At 44.2% G+C, this 22,220-nt stretch carries 23 protein-coding genes; all 23 read left to right on the top strand.

Annotated elements, in window-relative coordinates:
- Positions 1–191: 191 nt before the first annotated feature.
- The gene (locus tag TZ97_RS04635; RefSeq protein WP_045759555.1) at positions 192–1,025 is read left to right on the top strand and encodes a PRD domain-containing protein; all 834 of its coding nucleotides are present in this window, start codon (positions 192–194) and stop codon (positions 1,023–1,025) included.
- A 35-nt stretch (positions 1,026–1,060) separates the two neighbouring features.
- Positions 1,061–1,378 (top strand): PTS lactose/cellobiose transporter subunit IIA, encoded by a 318-nt coding sequence (locus TZ97_RS04630; protein ID WP_045759554.1) that lies wholly within the window; start codon positions 1,061–1,063, stop codon positions 1,376–1,378.
- Positions 1,378–3,081, top strand: a complete 1,704-nt coding sequence (locus TZ97_RS04625; RefSeq protein ID WP_045759553.1) for a lactose-specific PTS transporter subunit EIIC — start codon at positions 1,378–1,380, stop codon at positions 3,079–3,081. The genes TZ97_RS04630 and TZ97_RS04625 overlap by 1 nt, the downstream gene beginning before the upstream one ends.
- Before the next feature lie 87 nt (positions 3,082–3,168).
- A complete protein-coding gene (gene lacG / locus TZ97_RS04620; protein WP_045759552.1) occupies positions 3,169–4,575 on the top strand; it encodes a 6-phospho-beta-galactosidase in 1,407 nt (468 codons plus the stop codon).
- Positions 4,576–4,854: 279 nt separating this feature from the next.
- The gene (locus tag TZ97_RS04615; protein WP_045759551.1) at positions 4,855–5,757 is read left to right on the top strand and encodes a LysR family transcriptional regulator; all 903 of its coding nucleotides are present in this window, start codon (positions 4,855–4,857) and stop codon (positions 5,755–5,757) included.
- A 3-nt stretch (positions 5,758–5,760) separates the two neighbouring features.
- Positions 5,761–6,222 carry a signal peptidase II gene (lspA, locus tag TZ97_RS04610; RefSeq protein WP_021153386.1) on the top strand — a complete coding sequence of 154 codons (462 nt, stop codon included), beginning with the start codon at positions 5,761–5,763 and terminating at the stop codon, positions 6,220–6,222.
- On the top strand, positions 6,212–7,102 hold the full coding sequence (locus TZ97_RS04605) for an RluA family pseudouridine synthase (protein ID WP_031573637.1): 891 nt from the start codon (positions 6,212–6,214) through the stop codon (positions 7,100–7,102). The genes lspA and TZ97_RS04605 overlap by 11 nt, the downstream gene beginning before the upstream one ends.
- Before the next feature lie 73 nt (positions 7,103–7,175).
- Positions 7,176–8,285, top strand: a complete 1,110-nt coding sequence (proB, locus tag TZ97_RS04600) for a glutamate 5-kinase (protein ID WP_031573640.1) — start codon at positions 7,176–7,178, stop codon at positions 8,283–8,285.
- 10 nt (positions 8,286–8,295) lie between these two features.
- Positions 8,296–9,543 (top strand): glutamate-5-semialdehyde dehydrogenase, encoded by a 1,248-nt coding sequence (locus tag TZ97_RS04595; RefSeq protein ID WP_031573643.1) that lies wholly within the window; start codon positions 8,296–8,298, stop codon positions 9,541–9,543.
- Positions 9,544–9,546: 3 nt separating this feature from the next.
- Positions 9,547–10,347: a pyrroline-5-carboxylate reductase gene (gene proC / locus TZ97_RS04590; protein ID WP_031573645.1), complete on the top strand. Its 801-nt coding sequence runs from the start codon at positions 9,547–9,549 to the stop codon at positions 10,345–10,347.
- A 116-nt stretch (positions 10,348–10,463) separates the two neighbouring features.
- A complete protein-coding gene (hemW, locus tag TZ97_RS04585) occupies positions 10,464–11,594 on the top strand; it encodes a radical SAM family heme chaperone HemW (RefSeq protein ID WP_045759550.1) in 1,131 nt (376 codons plus the stop codon).
- 3 nt (positions 11,595–11,597) lie between these two features.
- The gene (locus tag TZ97_RS04580) at positions 11,598–12,353 is read left to right on the top strand and encodes an acyl-ACP thioesterase domain-containing protein (RefSeq protein ID WP_003007697.1); all 756 of its coding nucleotides are present in this window, start codon (positions 11,598–11,600) and stop codon (positions 12,351–12,353) included.
- Positions 12,343–13,029 carry a hypothetical protein gene (locus TZ97_RS04575; protein ID WP_045759549.1) on the top strand — a complete coding sequence of 229 codons (687 nt, stop codon included), beginning with the start codon at positions 12,343–12,345 and terminating at the stop codon, positions 13,027–13,029. The genes TZ97_RS04580 and TZ97_RS04575 overlap by 11 nt, the downstream gene beginning before the upstream one ends.
- Positions 13,030–13,800: a TIGR01457 family HAD-type hydrolase gene (locus tag TZ97_RS04570; RefSeq protein ID WP_045759548.1), complete on the top strand. Its 771-nt coding sequence runs from the start codon at positions 13,030–13,032 to the stop codon at positions 13,798–13,800. It abuts the gene before it with no gap.
- Entirely contained in the window at positions 13,793–14,413 is a 621-nt protein-coding gene (locus TZ97_RS04565) for a TIGR01906 family membrane protein (RefSeq protein ID WP_045759547.1), read from the top strand. Before TZ97_RS04570 ends, TZ97_RS04565 begins: the two co-directional genes overlap by 8 nt.
- Positions 14,410–15,393 (top strand): CPBP family intramembrane glutamic endopeptidase, encoded by a 984-nt coding sequence (locus TZ97_RS04560; RefSeq protein WP_031573660.1) that lies wholly within the window; start codon positions 14,410–14,412, stop codon positions 15,391–15,393. Before TZ97_RS04565 ends, TZ97_RS04560 begins: the two co-directional genes overlap by 4 nt.
- A 200-nt stretch (positions 15,394–15,593) precedes the next feature.
- Entirely contained in the window at positions 15,594–17,429 is a 1,836-nt protein-coding gene (uvrC, locus tag TZ97_RS04555) for an excinuclease ABC subunit UvrC (RefSeq protein ID WP_031573664.1), read from the top strand.
- A gap of 10 nt (positions 17,430–17,439) precedes the next feature.
- Positions 17,440–18,282, top strand: coding sequence for a metallophosphoesterase family protein (locus tag TZ97_RS04550; protein ID WP_045759546.1), 843 nt, complete (start codon positions 17,440–17,442; stop codon positions 18,280–18,282).
- Between the two features lie 148 nt (positions 18,283–18,430).
- Entirely contained in the window at positions 18,431–19,036 is a 606-nt protein-coding gene (locus TZ97_RS04545) for a nitroreductase family protein (RefSeq protein WP_003001591.1), read from the top strand.
- Positions 19,037–19,070: 34 nt separating this feature from the next.
- Positions 19,071–20,477 (top strand): dipeptidase PepV, encoded by a 1,407-nt coding sequence (gene pepV / locus TZ97_RS04540; protein ID WP_045759545.1) that lies wholly within the window; start codon positions 19,071–19,073, stop codon positions 20,475–20,477.
- A gap of 52 nt (positions 20,478–20,529) precedes the next feature.
- A complete protein-coding gene (locus TZ97_RS04535; protein WP_045759544.1) occupies positions 20,530–21,114 on the top strand; it encodes a uracil-DNA glycosylase family protein in 585 nt (194 codons plus the stop codon).
- Between the two features lie 12 nt (positions 21,115–21,126).
- Complete coding sequence (locus TZ97_RS04530; protein WP_045759543.1) at positions 21,127–21,618, top strand: prolyl-tRNA synthetase associated domain-containing protein; 492 nt, start codon at positions 21,127–21,129, stop codon at positions 21,616–21,618.
- A gap of 20 nt (positions 21,619–21,638) precedes the next feature.
- Complete coding sequence (locus tag TZ97_RS04525) at positions 21,639–21,923, top strand: rhodanese-like domain-containing protein (protein WP_045759542.1); 285 nt, start codon at positions 21,639–21,641, stop codon at positions 21,921–21,923.
- The last annotated feature ends 297 nt before the right edge of the window (positions 21,924–22,220 follow it).

Genomic DNA, 22,220 nt, shown 5'->3' with positions numbered 1-22,220 from the left:
TATTCGCTGTAAGGGTTTACAAAATAAAAAACATATGATAGAATAAGTTCATAAGTTAAATAGCAGTGAGCGTTACTAAGTTAGATTAGGCGTGACCACAAGTAGATTGAATGATTAGCATAGGCTAGTTTTTTCAGTTGCTTCGTGGTCATTTTTATTTGCTTTTAACAAATTTTACAAAGGAGAGCCTCATGTATCGTATTATCCATCCAATGAACAATAATGTTGCTTTGGTTCAAAATGAGCTTCAACAAGAGTTAATTGTTGTTGGGAGTGGGATTGCTTTTGGGAAAAAGAAAAATGATCTGGTAGCTGATGATAAGGTCGAAAAAGTATTTCGTTTAAACACGGATGAATCAAGAGAAAACTTTATGGCCCTTCTAAAGGATGTTCCTCTTGATTTCATCACAACCACTTATGAAGTGATTGATACCTTGTCTAAGAAATATGCCTATCCTGTTCAAGAATATATCTATGTGACACTAACAGATCACATCTTTTGTTCTTACCAGGCGGTTCAACAGGGAAGATACAAACACAGTGATCTACCTGATGCGTCTGCTATGCATCCGATCCCCTATAAAATCGCAAAGGAAGCGATTGAAATCTTTCGAGAGCGGCTCTTGGATCAATTTCCTGATGACGAAGTGAATCGTATCGCCTATCACTTCATCAATGCACAAGGGGAAGTCATTCATGAGCAGGATCCTGATGTCCAAGATCGCCAAGCGATTTTGAAAGCTGTAGAAGAAAAACTAGCTCAAAATGGATTGAAACGAAAAGAAGAGAACAGTCATTTCTATGATCGCTTTATGATCCATCTTAATTATTTCCTTGACTCCCTAGATAAGGGAAGAGAGGATCCTGAAGGATTGAGCGAGATGGAACAACTGATCCAGCTAAGTTATCCAAAGGCTTATGAGATTAGTCATCAGATCTACCAAACCATCGCTGAACAGACTGGAGCTAAGATATCTCCTAATGAAAAAGTCTATTTGGCCTTGCATATTCAACGTCTATTATAAAATTTTTAAAAAGGTTATCATAAGGAGGAACCAACATGAATAAAGAAGAAGTCCAATTACTTGGGTTTGAAATTGTCGCTTATGCCGGTGACGCTCGATCAAAATTGATAGAAGCATTAAAAGCTGCTGAAAACGGTGATTTTACGAAAGCAGAATCCTTGGTAGAAGAAGCAGGGGCCTGTATCGCTGAGGCTCACAAATCTCAAACGACCATGCTAGCTCAAGAAGCTGCAGGAGAAGAAATCCCTTATAGCATCACTATGATGCATGGTCAAGACCATCTCATGACAACGATCTTATTAAAAGACGTGATTCACCATCTGATAGAACTATATAAAAGAGGAGCAAAATAATGAATAAACTGATTGAACTGATTGAAAAAGGGAAACCTTTCTTTGAAAAGATTTCTCGTAATAAATATTTGCGAGCGATTCGGGATGGTTTCATTGCAGGGATGCCTGTAATCTTATTCTCATCTATCTTCATCCTAATTGCGTATGTACCAAACGCTTGGGGATTCCACTGGTCTAAAGATATTGAAACATTCTTGATGACTCCATATAACTACTCAATGGGGATCTTAGCCTTCTTTGTTGGTGGTACAACGGCTAAAGCATTGACCGATTCTATGAACCGGGATCTGCCAGCAACCAATCAAATTAACTACCTTTCTACCATGCTCGCTTCTATGGTTGGTTTCCTACTCATGGCAGCAGAACCTGGTAAAGATGGTGGCATTCTTACAGCCTTCATGGGTACAAAAGGTCTGTTGACAGCCTTCATTGCAGCCTTTGTTACAGTTAATGTTTATAAGGTCTGTGTGAAAAATAATGTGACGATTCGCATGCCAGACGAGGTTCCACCGAATATTTCACAAGTTTTCAAAGACTTGATTCCATTCACAGTTTCAATTGTTCTCTTGTATGCATTTGAATTGATTGTTAAAGGTGCTATCGGTGTAACCGTTGCGGAATCAATCGGAACACTTCTAGCTCCATTGTTTTCTGCGGCAGATGGTTATCTTGGAATTACCCTTATCTTTGGTGCTTATGCCTTCTTCTGGTTTGTTGGTATCCACGGTCCTTCTATCGTAGAACCAGCGATTGCGGCGATCACTTATGCAAATATTGATAACAACTTACACTTGCTTCAAGCAGGCCAACACGCAGATAAAGTCATCACTTCTGGGACTCAAATGTTTATCGTTACCATGGGTGGTACTGGTGCAACCTTGATTGTTCCATTCCTCTTCATGTGGTTGTGTAAGTCTGAACGAAACCGTGCGATTGGACGTGCTTCCGTCGTTCCTACCTTCTTTGGGGTCAATGAACCAATTCTCTTCGGGGCTCCAATCGTATTGAATCCAACCTTCTTCATTCCATTTATCTTTGCGCCAATCGCAAACGTCTGGATCTTCAAATTCTTTGTTGATACCTTAGGAATGAACTCCTTCTCAGCCAACCTTCCATGGGTAACACCTGGTCCTCTCGGAATTGTCCTTGGTACAAACTTCCAAGTTCTTTCCTTCATCCTTGCTGCACTTCTTGTTGTAGTAGACGTGATCATTTACTACCCATTCGTAAAAGTTTACGATGAACAAATTCTTGAAGAAGAACGTTCTGGTAAAGCTAACGACAGCTTGAAAGAAAAAGTAGCTGCAAACTTCAATACAGCTAAAGCTGATGCGATTCTTGAAAAAGCTGGTGTTGAAGACGAACCAGTTCAAAATAATATCACAAAAGAAACAAACGTCTTGGTTCTCTGTGCCGGTGGTGGTACCAGTGGACTCCTTGCCAATGCCTTAAATAAGGCAGCAGCAGAATACAATGTTCCTGTCAAAGCGGCAGCAGGTGGCTATGGTGCTCACCGTGAAATGTTGCCAGAATTTGACCTGGTTATACTAGCCCCTCAAGTAGCTTCTAACTATGAAGACATGAAGGCAGAAACAGATAAACTAGGTATCAAACTGGCTAAGACAGAAGGTGCTCAATACATTAAATTGACCCGCGATGGACAAGGTGCCCTTGCATTTGTTCAAGCGCAGTTTGAAGAATAAGAACGAATAAGTGAGATGGAGATGGATGGCTCACTAACTCCTCTCCACTCACTTTTCCTTTGATCCAATCAAGAAAAAGGTGAAAAAATGACAAAAACACTTCCTAAAGATTTTATTTTTGGTGGCGCTACAGCCGCCTATCAAGCAGAGGGGGCTACTCATACAGATGGGAAAGGCCCTGTTGCATGGGACAAATACCTGGCTGACAACTATTGGTATACAGCAGAACCTGCTAGTGATTTCTACCACAAATATCCAGTAGACCTTCAATTAGCTGAAGAATACGGTGTCAATGGTATTCGGATTTCCATTGCCTGGTCGCGTATTTTCCCAACTGGTTATGGTGAAGTCAATCCAAAAGGGGTAGAATTCTATCATAAGTTATTTGCAGAATGTCATAAACGTCATGTAGAACCATTTGTAACTCTTCACCACTTTGATACACCTGAAGCTCTTCACTCAAACGGAGACTTCTTGAATCGTGAAAATATCGAACACTTTGTAGATTATGCGGCCTTCTGTTTTGAAGAATTCCCAGAAGTCAACTACTGGACAACCTTCAATGAAATCGGCCCAATCGGAGATGGTCAGTATTTAGTCGGTAAATTCCCACCAGGTATTCAATATGACCTTGCTAAAGTCTTCCAATCTCACCACAATATGATGGTTTCTCATGCACGTGCTGTGAAATTGTACAAAGACAAAGGTTATGCAGGTGAAATTGGAGTGGTCCATGCCCTTCCTACGAAGTATCCTTTGGATCCAGAAAATCCAGCAGACGTTCGGGCGGCTGAATTGGAAGATATCATCCACAACAAATTTATCTTGGATGCTACTTACCTTGGACACTATTCAGATGCAACCATGGAAGGGGTCAATCACATCTTATCTGTCAATGGTGGTAGCTTGGATCTTCGTGACGAAGACTTTGCAGCGCTTGAAGCAGCAAAAGATTTGAACGACTTCCTTGGAATTAACTACTACATGAGTGATTGGATGGAAGCATTTGATGGTGAAACTGAAATCATCCACAACGGTAAAGGGGAAAAAGGAAGCTCTAAGTACCAAATCAAAGGTGTTGGACGTCGTGTAGCTCCTGACTATGTCCCTCGTACAGACTGGGACTGGATCATCTACCCTCAAGGTTTGTATGATCAAATCATGCGTGTCAAGAAAGATTATCCAAACTACAAGAAGATCTACATCACTGAAAACGGACTGGGCTACAAAGATGAGTTTGTGGACAATACGGTTTATGACGATGGACGGATTGATTATGTGAAACAACACTTGGAAGTCTTGTCTGATGCGATTGCCGATGGTGCAAACGTCAAAGGTTACTTCATCTGGTCTCTCATGGACGTCTTCTCTTGGTCTAATGGTTACGAAAAACGCTATGGTCTCTTCTATGTAGACTTTGAAACCCAAGAGCGCTATCCGAAGAAATCGGCTCATTGGTACAAGAAAGTAGCAGAAAGTCAAGTGATTGAATAAGTAAAAGAGGCTGGGACAAAAGTTCTAGCCTCTCAATTATTTTTGGATTGTCGAGCAAGACGCAGTTGTTGAGTGGGCTCTATTGCGCTGATTTCATCAGCTTTTACAACACTACTCAACTGTGCGGAGGTGGGACGACGAAATCGAATTCTAATGAATTACCGATTTCTGTCCCACTCTCTTTTTTATTTTCACTTGATGAAGGTCTCTTAAACGGATCTCTTCTTTCAGCCCCTAATTTATGGTATAATAGATCGATACTGTAATAAGGAAAATAGAATGAATATACAACAATTACGATATGTAGTGGCGATTGCCAATAGTGGTACTTTTCGTGAGGCTGCTGAAAAAATGTATGTGAGTCAGCCTAGCTTGTCCATTTCCGTCAGAGATCTGGAAAAAGAACTAGGGTTTAAGATTTTTCGTCGGACCAGTTCTGGGACTTTTTTGACCCGTCGGGGAATGGAATTTTATGAAAAAGCGCAGGACGTTGTCAAAGAGTTTGATATTTTTCAAAATCAATACGCCAGTCCTGAAGAAGAGAAGAAAGAATTCTCTATTTCTAGTCAACACTATGACTTCTTGCCACCTTTGATGACGGAATTCTCGATCCGCTATCCGGAAAATAAAAACTTCCGCATCTTTGAATCAACAACGGTCCAAATTTTGGACGAAGTGGCTCAAGGGCATAGTGAGTTGGGAATTATTTATCTCAACCGTCAAAATACCAAGGGAATTATGCAACGGGTCGATAAATTGGGGCTTGAAGTGGTGGATTTGATTCCATTTCAGACTCATATTTACCTTCGCAAAGGACATCCTTTGGCTAAGAAGAAAAAACTGGTCATGGAAGATCTAGCTCAGTTGCCAACTGTTCGCTTTACCCAAGAAAAAGATGAGTACCTCTATTATTCAGAGAACTTTGTCGATACCAGTTCGAGCTCCCAAATGTTCAATGTAACCGACCGGGCTACCTTGAATGGGATCTTGGAGCGGACAGATGCTTATGCGACAGGGTCTGGCTTTTTGGACAGCCAGTCGGTTAATGGGATCACTGTCATTCCACTTGAGGACAACTTGGACAATAAGATGGTCTATGTCAAACGTGAAGAGGTGGACCTCTCGCCTGTAGCAGAGAAGTTTGTCGAAGTCATGGTAGAGTATTTTGATCAAAAGAGGTAAGTCATGAAGAGAAAAACAATGGTTCCAGTAGCAATCGTGCTATTGGTCCTACTGGATCAGTTGGTCAAATGGTATGTCGTCAAGAACATTCCACTGGGTGTGGTCAAGTCCTTTGTCCCCCATGTGGTTAGTCTGACCTATCTTCAAAATACAGGTGCAGCTTTTTCGCTTCTTGAAAATCAGCAATGGTTCTTTACCCTCATCACCCTCGTAGTGATGGCGGGTGCCTTTTACTATCTCTATAAGCACCTCAAAGGATCGCTATGGATGGTAATTGGCTTGACCTTGATCATTGCAGGTGGGTTGGGGAATTTTATTGACCGCCTGCGTCAAGGATTTGTAGTCGATATGTTCCACTTGGATTTTATGAATTTTGCCATTTTTAATGTAGCAGATAGTTATTTGACAGTTGGAGTTTTCTTGCTCCTGATCCTGATGTTGAAAGAGGAAACGCATGGAAATTAAAATCGAAGTAGCCGGTGCGCGACTGGATAAGGCTTTGGCGGATTTGACTCCCTTGTCACGAGCTGTGGCCAATGAGCAGATCAAAGAAGGGAAAGTTCTGGTCAATGGGACTGTGAAAAAAGCCAAGTACACGGTCAAAGAAGGGGATATCATCCAGTATGAAGTCCCAGAAGTGGAAGAGGTCAGCTATGAAGCAGAAGATTTGCCCTTAGACATCGTCTATGAGGACCAAGATGTTGTGGTGGTCAATAAACCTCAAGGCATGGTTGTTCACCCAAGTGCGGGTCATACCAGTGGGACATTGGTCAATGCGCTCTTATACCATGTCAAAGACCTTTCAGGGATCAATGGGGAATTGCGTCCAGGGATCGTTCATCGGATTGATAAAGACACGTCAGGCCTCTTGATGGTCGCAAAAAATGACCAAGCTCACGTCGCCTTAGCAGAGGAACTAAAAGACAAAAAATCTCTCCGGAAGTATTGGGCCATTGTCCATGGCAATCTTCCGAACGATCGAGGGATGATTGAAGCACCAATTGGTCGCAGTGAAAAGGACCGGAAAAAACAAGCGGTGACGGCTAAAGGAAAACCTGCAGTGACCCGTTTTCAGGTCTTGGAACGCTTTGGAAATTACACCTTGGTAGAGTTGCAACTGGAGACTGGTCGGACCCACCAAATTCGGGTGCACATGGCCTATATTGGCCATCCAGTAGCTGGAGATCCTGCTTATGGTCCTAAGAAGACACTTAAAGGACAAGGACAGTTTCTTCATGCGCGAACACTCGGTTTTACCCACCCTAGCACAGGCGAGACCTTGGAATTTACAGCAGAAGTGCCAGCGATCTTTGAGAAAACGCTGGAAGACCTTCGAAAAGGATAGTGAAGATGGCTGAATGGAGATTCAGTCACTTTCATTACATACGAAATAAATAGTATTAGAAAGAATCATAGCGATGAAAGCAAAACGAATCGTCTTTAAAGTAGGGACCTCGTCTTTGACCAATCCCGATGGGACACTCTCCAGACAGAAGGTCAAGGTCATTACGCAGCAGTTGGCTCTCTTACATGAATCAGGTCATGAGTTGATCTTGGTCTCATCAGGGGCAGTTGCTGCTGGGTTTGGTGCCCTTGGTTTTAAAAAACGGCCGACCAAGGTGGCAGACAAGCAAGCTTCTGCGGCAGTTGGGCAAGGCTTACTGATGGAAGAATATACAGCTAACCTGCTCTTACGCAACATTGTTTCTGCGCAGATTTTGTTGACCCAGGATGACTTTGCGGATCAGCGTCGCTATAAGAATGCCCACCAGGCCCTTTCTGTCTTGCTTAATCGTGGGGCCATCCCGATTATCAATGAAAACGATACGGTCTCGATTGCTGAGTTAAAAGTAGGAGACAATGATACCTTGAGTGCGCAGGTTGCAGCCATGGTTCAAGCTGATCTTTTGGTGCTGTTGACAGATGTCGATGGTCTCTATACAGCCAATCCTTCTCAGGATCCAACAGCTAAGCGCTTGGATCGAATCGAACACATTTCTCGCGAGATGATCGAGATGGCGGGTGGTGCTGGCAGTAGCAATGGGACTGGCGGTATGCTGACCAAACTCAAGGCAGCGACCCTTGCGACCGAGTCAGGGGTTCCTGTCTATATTTGCTCGTCTCTCAAGTCTGATGCCTTGATCGAAGCAGCGGAAGAGCAAGCAGATGGCAGTTACTTCCTTGCAGAGGACAAGGGCTTAAAAACCCAGAAGCAATGGCTAGCCTTTTATGCAGAAAGCAAAGGTGCTGTTTGGGTGGATGCTGGAGCAGCGCAAGCCCTGTTGGATCATGGAAAGAGTCTATTGATTTCTGGTGTGACCAAGGCAGAAGGAGATTTTTCTTATCACGATATCGTCAGCGTCTATCATCAAGAGACTGGTCAATTACTAGGAAAAGGCAAGGTCCGTCTCGGCCAATCAGCTGTGCGTGATATGCTCCAGTCTAAAAAAGCTAAGGGAATCCTCATCCACCGGGATGATTGGATCTCGGTAACTCCCGAGATTGACCTACTCTTTACAGAATTCTAGAGGAAAACGTATGGGAACAACACAAGAACAATTAGCCTTAGCGAGATCAGCTAAGAAAAGCATCAATACAGCCAGTACCGCTCTTAAAAATCAAGCCTTGGAGGCTATGGCTAGCCAGCTTTTGAAAGCGACGGAAGCCATTTTAGTAGCCAATCAAATCGATATGGAAGCGGCACGCGGGAAGATTTCTGAAGTCATGCTGGATCGCCTCTTTCTTGATCAAGAGCGGATTGTAGGGATGGCACAAGGAATTCGTGCTTTAATAGACCTGCCAGATCCGATTGGGGAAGTGCTGGATACTGAAGTCTTGGAAAATGGTCTTGAAATCCAGAAAGTTCGAGTCGCCATGGGTGTTATTGGCATCATTTATGAAAGTCGACCAAATGTGACGTCGGACGCTGCAGCACTTGCCATCAAGAGTGGAAATGCAGTGGTCCTTCGTACTGGAAAGGATGCCTTTCATTCTGCTCAAGCGATCGTGACAGCCCTCAAGGCTGGATTGGAAGAAGCCGGACTGAATCCAGATCTTCTCCAACTGATCCAAGATACGAGTCGAGCTTCTAGCCTTGCGTTGATGAAGGCTAAGGGCTATCTGGATTTGCTCATTCCGCGTGGTGGTGCTGGCTTGATCCAAGCGGTGGTTGAAAATGCCATTGTCCCCGTGATCGAGACAGGAACTGGGATCGTCCATGTCTATGTGGACAAGGAGGCTGATTTCCAGAAAGCCCTCGCCATTATTGAAAATGCTAAGACCAGTCGCCCATCCGTCTGCAATGCCATGGAGGTCTTGTTGGTGGATCAAGCGATCGCGTCTGATTTCTTGCCTTTGGTCAAAGAGCGTTTAGTGGAAGCACGAGAAAGATCCGTTGAGTTGCGCCTAGATGAGCAAGCACAGGCTATCATTTCTGGAACAGCAGCACAGGAACTGGATTTTGATACCGAATTTTTAGATTATATTTTAGCAGTCAAGGTCGTTGATGGAGTTGAGGAAGCGACGAACCACATTGAAGCGCATAGCACCCATCATTCGGATGCCATTGTGACAGAAAATTCTGAGACAGCGGCTTATTTCACCAAGCAAGTAGATTCAGCAACCGTTTATGTCAATGCTTCTACACGCTTTACAGATGGGGGTCAGTTTGGCCTAGGTTGTGAAATGGGGATCTCGACCCAAAAACTCCATGCGCGTGGACCGATGGGACTACGGGAAATGACCAGTTACAAGTATATTGTCATTGGAAATGGTCAAGTGAGGTAAGAAATGAAAGTTGCATTTATCGGTCTTGGAAACATGGGGGCTAGTTTAGCCAAAGCAGTCGCAAAGGAAGTGGACGCGCAAGACCTGCTCTTGGTCAATCGTTCTCCTCAAAAGGTACAAGAGTTTATCAGCCAGTATGGGGGAACGGCGTCTAATCTTGAACAAGTCTTTCAAGAGGCTGAAGTGATTTTTTTAGGGGTCAAACCCTATCAGATTTGCCCTCTTTTAGAAGAGTATCAAGGCATCTTGGCCCAACGCTCTAATCTCTTGCTGGTTTCCATGGCTGCAGGCCTGGAATTAGAAAAGATGGCTGACGTGATCCAGAACGGCCAGCTAGGGCTAATTCGCATCATGCCCAATACGCCTGTGGCCATTGGTCAAGGTGTTATCAGTCTGGCCCGCTCTCAAATAGTGACAGACCAGCAGATAGCCCAGGTCAAGCAGCTCTTAGCAGGAGCAGGGGCTCTCTACGAGATCGAGGAAAAATTAATGGATCCTGCAACGGCTGTCGCAGGCTGTGGACCAGCCTTTGTCTATCAGATGATTGAAGCCATGGCAGATGCAGGAGTAGGCTTAGGACTTACACGAGAGCAAGCCTTACAGATGGCTGCCCAGACCTTCCAAGGAGCCAGTCAAATGGTCTTAGAGACAGGCGAGCACCCAGCCAACTTGCGAGATGCAGTTTGTAGCCCAGGTGGCTCTACCATCGCAGGAGTCAACCGCTTAGAACAAGTCGGCTTGCGGGGCGACATCATTGCAGGAGTGGAAGCAGCCTACAAACGCACCCAAGAATTGGGAAAATAGACGAAAGAATGAGAACCGAAATGGGTCAACCTGTTTCGGTTTTTTTCTTATTTTGAGCCATCTTTACCCCTATTTTTACCATCAGTTTTAGGCCATTTTATGGTATAATTAAAAGTATGCATACAAAACCAACGTCCGCTTATGTCCACATCCCATTTTGTACCCAGATTTGTTTTTATTGTGATTTTTCGAAGGTCTTTATTAAGAACCAACCAGTCGATGCCTATTTGGATCATTTGATCCAAGAATTTCGTCGGGAAGAAATCTCACACTTACGGACTCTCTATATTGGGGGTGGGACACCGACAGCCTTATCTGCAGATCAGCTAGCCTATCTGCTCAAGGAGCTGACCAAGTCGCTTGATCTGTCTCAAATGGAAGAGCTGACGATCGAGGCCAATCCTGGTGATTTGGATCCGGATAAGATTGCAGTCTTGAAGGATTCGCCGGTTAATCGGGTTTCATTGGGCGTGCAGACCTTTGATAATCGCTTGCTCAAGAAGATTGGTCGGAGCCACCAAGAGCAGGACATTTATGACAATATCGACCGTCTGAAGCTGGCTGGTTTTGACAATATTTCGATCGACCTCATTTATGCCCTTCCGACGCAAACCATGGAGCAGGTCAAAGAGAATGTCGCGAAGGCTCTTGCCCTCGACATTCCCCACATGAGCCTCTATAGCTTGATTCTGGAGAATCACACGGTCTTTATGAATCGCATGAGACGGGGCAAGCTTCCTCTACCTAAAGAGGAGATGGAAGCGGAGATGTTTGAATACATTATTCAGGAGATGGAGCGTGCGGGCTTTGAGCATTACGAAATTTCTAATTTCTCCAAGCCTGGTTTTGAAAGTCGGCACAATCTCATGTATTGGGACAATGCCGAGTATTATGGTTTGGGAGCTGGAGCATCCGGCTATGTCGATGGGATTCGCTACAAGAATCATGGCCCCATTCGTCACTATATGCAGGCTGTCGAAGAGGGAAATGCGCGTGTCCAAGAAGAGCATCTGACTCAGACAGAAATGATGGAGGAAGAGATGTTTCTAGGACTACGTAAGAAAACAGGCGTTTCCAAGAAGCGTTTTGAAGAAAAGTTTGGTGTGAATTTTGACCAACAATATGGATCAGTGGTTGAGAAATTGATCCAGCAGGGCCTTTTGGTACCTGACAAGGACATTGTACGAATGACCAAGAAAGGTCTCTTTTTAGGAGACACTGTAGCAGAGAAGTTTATTTTGGAGTAGAAAATGGCAAAAACATTTGAATACAGCATGAAAATTCCGTTTGATATGAGCGATGTCAATGGATTTATAAAAATTCCGCAATTGATCTTGCTGTCTTTGCAGGTATCAGGCATGCAATCGATTGAGCTGGGCATGAGTGATATGTACATTCTAGAGAATTACAATCTAGTCTGGATTATCACGGATTACAATATGAAGATCGAGCGTCTCCCTGTTTTTGATGAGAAAATCACTATTGAAACCTATGCCAAGAGTCACAATCGACTTTTCTGCTACCGGGCCTTTAATATCAAGGATGAAGCAGGAAATACTATCATTGAGATGGTCGCGACCTTTGTCTTGATGGATCGTGATACACGCAAGGTTCATCCTGTTATGAGTGAAATCACGGATGCCTTTGACTCTGAATTTTCAAAAACCATGCTCCGCGGTCCCCGTTTCAAAGAATTAGAAGGTGGCGTGGAACAAGAATACCGAGTTCGGTTTTACGACTTGGATATGAACGGACATGTCAACAATAGCAAGTACTTGGACTGGGTTTTTGAGGTGATGGGAGCAGACTTCTTGACCCATCATGTCCCTAAAAAAGTTCATCTAAAATATGTCAAAGAAGTGCTAGCAGGAGGTCTCATCACCTCTCAATATGAACAAGAGGGCTTGAAGACCCAGCACCAAATTACTTCAGATGGTCAGATCAATGCCCAAGCTGAAATTGAGTGGGAAGAAGTAGAAGAAAAGGGTTGGACTTATGGAAAGTAGAAGATTAAAAAATAAAAAACAGGAACTTGAAAGCTATCAAAAACGGGTTGTGGCCTATGCCAAGCGTCAAAAGAACCCTTTGTACATGTTGGGAGATTGGCTCTTGACTCTTTGTGCTTTGGGCATCATCCTGGTAGAGGAAATTTATAAATTTTTCCGCTATCGCTTGAATTTAGATAGTTTTAGTCGCTTTTTAAGAGAAGATATACGCTGGTACCGGGTCTGGATCCATTTCACCTTGGCCTTTCTTTTACCGGTCATGATCTTCTCGATTGGGATTACTAGCCAATCAGGATCCTTCTGGTCCAATTTCTATCACCGCTTGTCCCAAGGCGTGCTCTTTAGCACGACAGTCAGCCTCGCTGCGACCTTGGTGACGGATTTTGTGGAGAATTTGCAACCAGAAACTAAGTCTGACGGGAAAAATCGGAGCACTAAACGCACGGTTTATCAAATCAGTGTGGATCAGGCAACCGTGATAGGCTTGTTATTGACCATTGTGATCCTCATGGTAGCATCCTTCTTGTTCACCCAATCAGGAAGTCAAGGGATTAATTTTACAGGTTTGATTTTACAATTTATCCTCTATGCTGGAGCCTTGCTCTTATATGGTTCTGGTGGACGAGTCGATGCAGAGAAGTTTCATGAAGAAGCTGACACAGAAAGGGAAGAATAAATGCACTATAAGGGCTATTTGATTGATTTGGATGGCACTATTTACAAAGGAAAATCACGAATTCCTGCAGGAGAAGCTTTTGTTCATGAACTGCAGGCGCGTGAGATTCCATATCTCTTTGTGACCAATAACACAACCCGCACACCAGAGACTGTTCGGGATATGCTGGCCACTCATTTCAATATTGAAACCCCAGTTTCGACTATCTATACAGCTACCCTTGCGACCATTGACTACATGAATGACCAAAATTTGGGCAAAAAGGTCTATGTGATCGGAGAAGCGGGGCTCAAAGATGCTATTGAAGAAGCTGGCTATATCATCGATGAAGAAGCACCTGATTATGTGGTGATTGGCCTCGATTGGCAAGTGGATTATGAGAAGTTTGCTATTGCGACCTTGGCGATTCAAAAAGGAGCTCACTTTATTGGGACCAATCCGGACCTGAACATTCCAACAGAGCGTGGCTTGATGCCAGGAGCAGGATCCTTGATTGCGCTTGTAGAGGCTGCGACACGGGTCGAGCCTGTCATCATTGGAAAACCAAAGGCCATCATCATGGATAAGGCTATTGAACATTTGGGTCTTGAAAGAGAAGAAGTCGTTATGGTCGGGGACAATTATCTAACAGATATACGTGCAGGTATTGACAATGGGATTCCAACCCTTTTGGTGACGACAGGTTTTACCAAACCAGAAGAAGTGCCGACCTTACCAATTGCACCGACACATGTTGTTTCCAGTTTAGCGGAGTGGGATTTTGATGCTTAAAAGTCTGAAATCAATCAACCAATTTTTCTTTATCTTGTCAGCTGCAATCCTTCTCACCATTGCTCTCGCTTGGGCCCTCTATCCCATGGAGATTCATTGGTTGGGGATTCAAAGTCGGACTGGTTTTTCGGCATCTGTCATCATGAAGAATTTTAATGTTTTGATGAACTATTTGACCAATCCGTTTCAATGGGTGTTGAAGATGCCTCAATTCCCCTCTTCAAAAAATGGACTGCACCATTTTGAGGCCGTCAAGTACCTATTTCACTTAGTGACAGTCGTTTTCGTGGTGACACTCCCTGGTTTTATCCAGTTTATGCGGACAGTTGTCAAAAAAGGCTACTTGGCCTTGTACCGTAGTCTCTTCTTTTGGATGATGGTTTTACCAGTAGTGCTTGCAGTGGTGGCTGTTATGATTGGCTTTGATCAATTCTTTACGCTCTTTCATCAGGTCTTATTTGCTGGGGACAATACTTGGCTCTTTGATCCGCGCGTGGATTCGATTATTCTTGCATTACCAGAAGACTACTTTATGCATGCCTTTTTGATTTTCTTTGTCTTATACGAAGGAATGTGTGCGAGTTTTTATCTATTTTCTAGGAGGAAGAAATGAACCAATACAACCGATTATTAGACCCTAAAAAAGATATAGGAAGGTATTCCGGGACACTTGCTATTTATCTCTTGGTAATGACCTTAGTAACAGTCCTGTGGGAAGTCCTCCTTGGATTGACCATAGCAGGCTCTCTCAGAAAAGATCCGAGTCAAGTAACGGAGAAACTCAATGCCCTGAATGTTTGGGCTGGTATTCCCTACCTTATCTCTATTTCCATTGGACTCTTTCTCTTTAATGCCTATCGTAAGAAGGCCCTCTATAAATATGATCTTAAGCACAAGGGACGTAAGATGACTCTTTCAGTCTTCTTTATCCTTCTCGCCTTTCTTGGCTTTTCTCAAGTCTTTTCATCTGTGATGACACAAGTGATTGAGCGCATGTTTGAGACCATTGGCCTTCATTCTCCAACACCCGATCTAGGTGATACGATTGAGCGATCATGGACCATGCTCTTGTATGCTGGCTTTTTTGGTCCTATCACAGAGGAATTCTTCTTCCGTGGGGCAGGCTTGCGTGGCCTGGAACGGTATGGCAAGATCTTCGCCATTGTCATGACGGCTATCTTGTTTGGTCTCTTCCATGCCAACTTTGACCAGCTCTTTTTCGCAAGTATTATTGGCCTAGGATTCGGCTACATTGCCTTTGAATACAATATCTGGTGGGCTATTTTCTATCACATTTTCAATAATTTTGTGATTTCCCAAGGCTTGCATTATGTGGCCTATCATGTGGACGAGGGACTAGCGAATTGGCTCCAAATCGGTGTTTTAGCCATTGGTTCCATTGTCATGATAGTGGTTCTTGCGACTAAATGGCCAGCTATCAAGGCTTATATTCAAGTCAATAAACCTCAACCGGGAGTTTTCCAGCGTGCCCTCGCGTCCTTCTGGTTCTGGTTCTTCGTGTTATTTACTATCCTGATGTCTATTGTTCCTTATGTGATTCCGATCTTCCAGATGGCTAATCTCAAAGGATAAAGTTTATCGATTGCTAGTAAAGGGGGATCCTTTAAGATCCCTCTTTTTGCTATGAAAAAGGGCAAGTGAAGATGAAGGAGTGAGGATGAGGGTCTGATATACTATTTAATAATTATTTTTTACTTGGTGAAGGTGGATAACAATAATACAAACATACTAGAGAGAGGCTAACCCCTCTCTTTTTTGCTATAATAGAGAGTATGAATAACTTGATTAAATCCAAGCTCGAGCTCTTGCCGACGAGCCCGGGCTGTTACATTCACAAAGACAAGAACGGAACCATCATCTATGTGGGTAAGGCCAAAAATCTTCGCAATCGGGTGAGGTCCTATTTCAGAGGGAGCCATGATACTAAGACGGAAGCGCTGGTATCTGAGATTGTGGATTTTGAATTTATCGTCACCGAGTCCAATATTGAGGCCTTGCTTCTTGAGATCAACCTGATCAAGGAGAACAAGCCCAAGTACAATATCATGCTCAAGGACGACAAGTCCTATCCCTTCATCAAGATTACCAATGAGCGTTATCCGCGCCTCATCATCACGCGCCAGGTCAAAAAGGATGGTGGTCTCTATTTTGGTCCCTATCCAGATGTGGGAGCGGCCAATGAGATCAAGAGGCTTTTGGATCGGATTTTCCCATTCCGCAAGTGTACCAATCCGCCTTCCAAGGTCTGCTTTTACTACCATTTAGGGCAATGTATGGCCCACACAGTATGCCACAAGGACGAGTCCTATTTCAAGGGCATGGCCCAGGAGGTTTCTGATTTCCTCAAGGGGCAGGATGATAAGATTATCGATGAGCTCAAGCTCAAGATGAATACTGCTGCGCAAAACATGGAATTTGAGCGGGCAGCCGAGTACCGCGATCTGATCCAGGCCATCGGGACCCTGCGGACCAAACAGCGGGTCATGGCTAAGGATTTGCAGAACCGGGATGTCTTTGGCTACTACGTGGACAAGGGCTGGATGTGTGTGCAGGTCTTCTTTGTCCGTCAGGGCAAGCTGATCGAGCGTGACGTCAACCTCTTTCCCTACTACAATGATCCGGACGAGGATTTCTTGACCTATGTGGGGCAGTTTTACCAGGAGAAATCTCACCTGATCCCCAATGAAATCCTGATCCCTCAAGATATCGATGAGGAAGCGGTCAAGGCCCTAGTGGATACCAAGGTCCTCAAGCCCCAGCGTGGGGAGAAGAAGCAGTTGGTCAATCTGGCCATCAAGAATGCGCGTGTCAGTCTGGAGCAGAAGTTCAATCTTCTTGAAAAATCCATGGAAAAGACCCAAGGTGCCATTGAAAATCTTGGAAAACTCCTGCAAATTCCAACTCCTGTGCGCATTGAGTCCTTTGACAACTCCAACATCATGGGGACCAGTCCAGTTTCAGCCATGGTGGTCTTTGTCAATGGGAAGCCAAGCAAAAAGGACTACCGCAAGTACAAGATCAAGACCGTCGTCGGACCAGATGACTATGCCAGCATGCGGGAGGTCATTCGCAGACGCTACAGCCGGGTTATGCGGGATGGCCTGACGCCACCTGATCTGATCGTTATCGATGGTGGTCAGGGCCAGGTTAATATCGCTAAACAGGTGATCCAAGAAGAGTTAGGGCTGGATATTCCCATTGCAGGCCTACAAAAGAATGACAAGCACCAGACCCATGAATTGCTCTTTGGCGATCCTCTCCAAATTATTGAACTTTCGCGCACCTCACAGGAATTTTTCCTCCTCCAACGGATCCAGGATGAGGTCCACCGTTTCGCCATCACCTTCCACCGCCAGCTTCGGTCTAAGAATTCCTTCTCCTCCCAGCTGGATGGGATCGAAGGCTTGGGACCAAAACGCAAGCAATTGCTGATGAAGCACTTCAAGTCGCTGACCAAGATCAAAGAAGCTACTGTAGATGAGATTGTCACGGTTGGCATCCCACGAGCAGTCGCGGAGGCAGTGCAAGCCAAGCTCCATCAAGGAAAGCAAGAAGAAGCAAGTCCCTTGATGGAAGTTGCGGAGGATTCTGAATCATACCAATCATAAGGAGTTTAAAATGAACCATCGAATCGCTATTTTATCTGATATCCACGGAGATACGACAGCCCTGGAGGCAGTGATTGGGGATGCGCGTGCTCAAGGCGCGACAGAATACTGGCTTTTAGGGGACATTTTGCTTCCTGGGCCTGGAAGAGATGACCTTTTTGAGTTGCTGGATGCGATTCCGATCACAGCGGCTGTTCGGGGAAATTGGGACGATTGTCTCTTAGAAGCCTTGGATGGCGAGTACGGACTTGAGGATCCGCAGGAGATCCAACTCCTTCGCCTCACTCAGTACCTTATGGAAGGACTGGATCCTAAGCGAATTGATTGGCTTCGATCCCTTCCATTGGTAGAGAAGAAGGAGGTCAATGGCATTCGCTTTTCACTGACCCACAATTTGCCAGAAAAGAATTATGGTGGGGATTTGCGTCCAGCTAATGCGACGGAGAACTTTGACCAATTGCTGGATGACCAGACGGATCTGGCGATCTACGGTCATGTCCACAAGCAGTTGCTTCGCTATGGCAGCCAGGGTCAGCAGATCCTCAATCCGGGGACTATTGGCATGCCTTATTTTGACTGGGAACCAATTCAAAACCACAGAGCTCAGTATGCGCTAATCGATGTCGAAGCAGATGGGGTGACCAACCTGCAATTTCGTAAGGTGGCCTATGACTATGAAGCAGAGCTCCAAGATGCCAAGGACAAGGGCCTCCCCTTTATTGAGATGTACGAAGAATTGAGACGCGAGGATAACTATCGGGGCCATAACATCGAGCTTCTAACTAGCTTAATTGAGAAATACGGTTATGCCAAAGAAGTAGCTGCCTATTTCAATCTTTCTAATGAATCATAGATGGGTCTCTTATGTATTCAACCTATAACAAAGAAGCGGATCTTCAAAATGTCTGCTTCTTTTTTCACAATCTTAGGCTGTAAAACCCTGCAAGCTCTTTCATTTTGTGTTAAAATAGAGGTAACAGAAATAGAAAAGGAAGAAGCTTATGAAATTTCTAGAGCTCAATAAAAAACGCCATGCGATCAAGCATTTCACTGACCAACCGGTCGATCCAAAGGATGTACGGACTGCTATTGAGATCGCAACCTTGGCCCCTAGTGCCCACAATAGCCAGCCTTGGAAATTTGTGGTCGTTCGTCAAAAAAATGCTGAATTGGCAAAATTAGCCTATGGTGCAAACTACGATCAAGTCATGGAAGCACCTGTGACCATCGCCCTCTTTACAGATACTGATTTGCAAAAACGGGCTCGCAAGATTGCGCGTGTCGGTGGGGTGAAAAACTTCACAGACGAACAGTTGCAATACTTTATGCAAAATCTTCCTGCTGAATTTGCGCGCTATGATGCCCAACAAACAAGTGATTACTTGGCTTTGAATGCTGGTCTTGTGGCCATGAACTTGGTACTTGCTTTGACAGACCAAGGCATTGGAACCAATATTATCTTGGGATTTGATAAATCGAAAATCAATGAAGTCTTGGATATCGAAGAGCGTTTCCGTCCGGAAGTCTTGATTACGGTTGGCTATGCGGCTGAAAAAGTAGAGCCAAGCTATCGCTTACCAGTAGACGAAATCATTGATAAACGCTAAGCCAATTAGCAAATAGAAGATCGAGGAGGAATTCATGACAACAGTTGACTTTAAAGCAGAAGTAGAAAAACGTCGCGATGAGATGATGGCTGACTTATACAGCCTCTTGGAAATCAATTCTGAACGCGATGACAGCAAGGCAGATGCAGAGCATCCTTTTGGACCTGGTCCTGTAAAAGCTCTTGAAAAATTCTTGGAAATTGCCAAACGTGATGGCTATGAAACCAAGAATGTCGATAATTATGCCGGTCACTTTACCTTTGGTGAAGGAGAAGAAGAGCTTGGGATCTTTGCTCATATGGACGTCGTGCCTGCAGGTAGTGGTTGGAAGACGGATCCCTACAAACCAGAAATTATCGATGGCAAGCTCTATGCGCGTGGTTCGTCTGATGATAAAGGGCCTACAATGGCCTGCTACTATGGTTTGAAGATCATTAAAGACCTAGGACTCCCTGTTTCTAAGCGCGTGCGCTTTGTTGTCGGTACGGATGAAGAATCAGGCTGGGGCGACATGGATTACTATTTCAAACACGTCGGACTTCCTGAGCCAGATTTTGGCTTCTCACCAGATGCGGAATTCCCAATCATCAATGGGGAAAAAGGAAACATCACTGAGTACCTTCATTTTGGAAATGACAACACAGGAAGTGCCCATCTTCATAGCTTTACAGGCGGCCTTCGTGAAAACATGGTACCAGAGTCAGCGACTGCAGTCGTTTCTGGACAACTACCAGATCTTGCTGGCCTCTTAGATGCCTTTGCCAAGGAACACCAGCTCAAGTATGAAATCTCAACTGTTGACGAAAAAACCTATACCGTTACGATTGTCGGGAAATCTGCTCATGGATCAACTCCTGAAGATGGGATCAATGGTGCAACCTACTTGGCTCTCTTGTTGAACCAATTTGATTTTGGTGGTGCTGCTAAGGCTTACCTTCATGTGACAGCTTCACTTCTTCACGAAGATTTTGCAGGTGAAAAATTAGGAATTGCCCATACAGATGCCAAAATGGGACCATTGAGTATGAATGCAGGTGTCTTCCATTTTGATGACAGCCAAGCAGACAACACTATTGCCCTCAATATCCGTTACCCTCAAGGTACAGATCCTGAAACTATCAAAGCTATCCTTGAAAAGATCGAAGGAGTGGCTACAGTAAGCTTGTCAGCCCATGGTCACACACCTCACTATGTTCCGATGGATGATGAATTGGTATCCACCCTCTTGCGTGTTTACGAAAAACAAACTGGCCTCAAAGGACATGAACAAGTGATCGGTGGTGGTACCTTTGGTCGTCTCTTGAAACGTGGCGTTGCCTTTGGTGCTATGTTCCCAGACTATGTCAATACTATGCACCAAGCTAATGAGTTCGCAGATGTTGAAGATCTCTATCGTGCAGTAGCTATTTACGCAGAAGCCATCTATGAACTAATCAAATAATCCACTACTCGGCCAGTTTTTCTGGCTGAGTTTTTCCATAGAAGGAGGACTTATGTCAACGATTGAAAGCATTAAACAAGCCATTATGGCAGATCCTCAAAATAAAGAATATACAGAGAAAGGGATAGAGCCACTCTTTGCAGCCCCAAAGACAGCTCGTATCAATATTATCGGACAAGCTCCAGGGATGAAGACGGAAGAAGCTGGTATTTACTGGAAGGATAAGAGTGGTGACCGCCTGCGCGAATGGTTAGGAGTTGACGAAGACACCTTTTATAATTCTGGTTTGTTTGCGGTCATCCCCATGGACTTTTATTTCCCAGGGCATGGGAAATCTGGTGACCTTCCACCTCGCAAAGGATTTGCGGAAAAGTGGCACCCTCAACTTCTCAAGGAGTGTCCGGATATTGAGTTAACCCTCTTAATTGGACAATATGCCCAAGCATACTACCTTCATGAAAAGGTTAGTGGCAAGGTAACCGAACGGGTTCACCATTTTAAAGATTATTTGCCAACCTATTTTCCACTCGTTCACCCTTCCCCTCGCAATCAAATCTGGATGGCTAAAAATCCTTGGTTTGAGGCAGAGGTGGTTCCAGAATTGCAAACCTTAGTACAAGAGATCATTCAAAAATAAAGGAGAGCGACGATGGATCCTTATCAACAAGTTAAAGAGAAATTAGACGAGTTAGGCATTTCATTTGACGTGGTGGAACACCCACCTGCATTCACAACTGAGCAGGCCGATTCTTACATTGAAGGCTTAGAAGCTGTTCGGACCAAGTCCATGTTTTTGACCAATAAGAAGAAAACCCAATTCTATCTGCTCATCATGGACGACCAGAAACCATTGGATATGGAGGATTTCAAAGAGCAAGTGGAAGCCAACCGGATCCGCATGGCTTCAGCAGATTCTTTAGCTGAAAAAATGCAATTACCGGCAGGTACGGTTTCTCCATTTGGTTTATTGAACAATGGAGAAAAAGATATTCGAGTCTATTTCGATAAAGACATTGTGTCAGAGGAGATCATGACTTTCCATCCCAATACCAATGAAAAGACGATCTTTATTAAAACCCAAGACTTGTTACGATTTTTAGAGGCTGTTGGCTTTCATTATGAAATTCTAACCCTCCCATAACATACCTGATAGGAGAAATCATGAAAGAAATTCCATTTTCAAGCTTTTACCAAGCTTATCAAAAAGGAGACTTACACGTTCTTGATGTACGCGAGCAGGAGGAATATGATGCCCTTCACTTAGACGGAGTTCGTCTTCTTCCCTTATCTGAGTTAGCAGATCGCTACCAGGAATTAGAGAAGGATTATCCCTATTATGTCATCTGCAAGTCTGGTCGACGCTCAGCACGTGCTTGCCAATTTTTGGAAGAGCAAGGCTATGATGTGACCAACGTCCAAGGTGGCATGGATGCATTTGAATCCTAAGAAACGGGAGTGGGAAAGAACTCCTTAAAATAAAAAAAGTTGAAAAGGTTCCCCAAACCTTTTCAATCTTCCCACCTCCGCATAGCTTCAACAGTCTGGGAGACTGTTGAAGGTTGTGGATAAAGGAAACTTTGTTTCCCTCATTAGGTCATCTTTGGAGCTTAAAAGGCGAACAAAGATGCCAATCAACCACTGCGTCTTGCACTTATTCCTATCAAACATCAAAGGCTGGACAGTTTTTGCCCAGCCTCTTTTTCTTTACTAATTTCTAAAAATGAGTAGAATTTGTATGTTTTT

It is taken from the genome of Streptococcus parasanguinis, from assembly GCF_000963275.1.
GTDB classification, from domain to species: Bacteria; Bacillota; Bacilli; order Lactobacillales; family Streptococcaceae; genus Streptococcus; species Streptococcus parasanguinis_B.
This window is presented reverse-complemented; position numbering and strand designations above follow the sequence as displayed.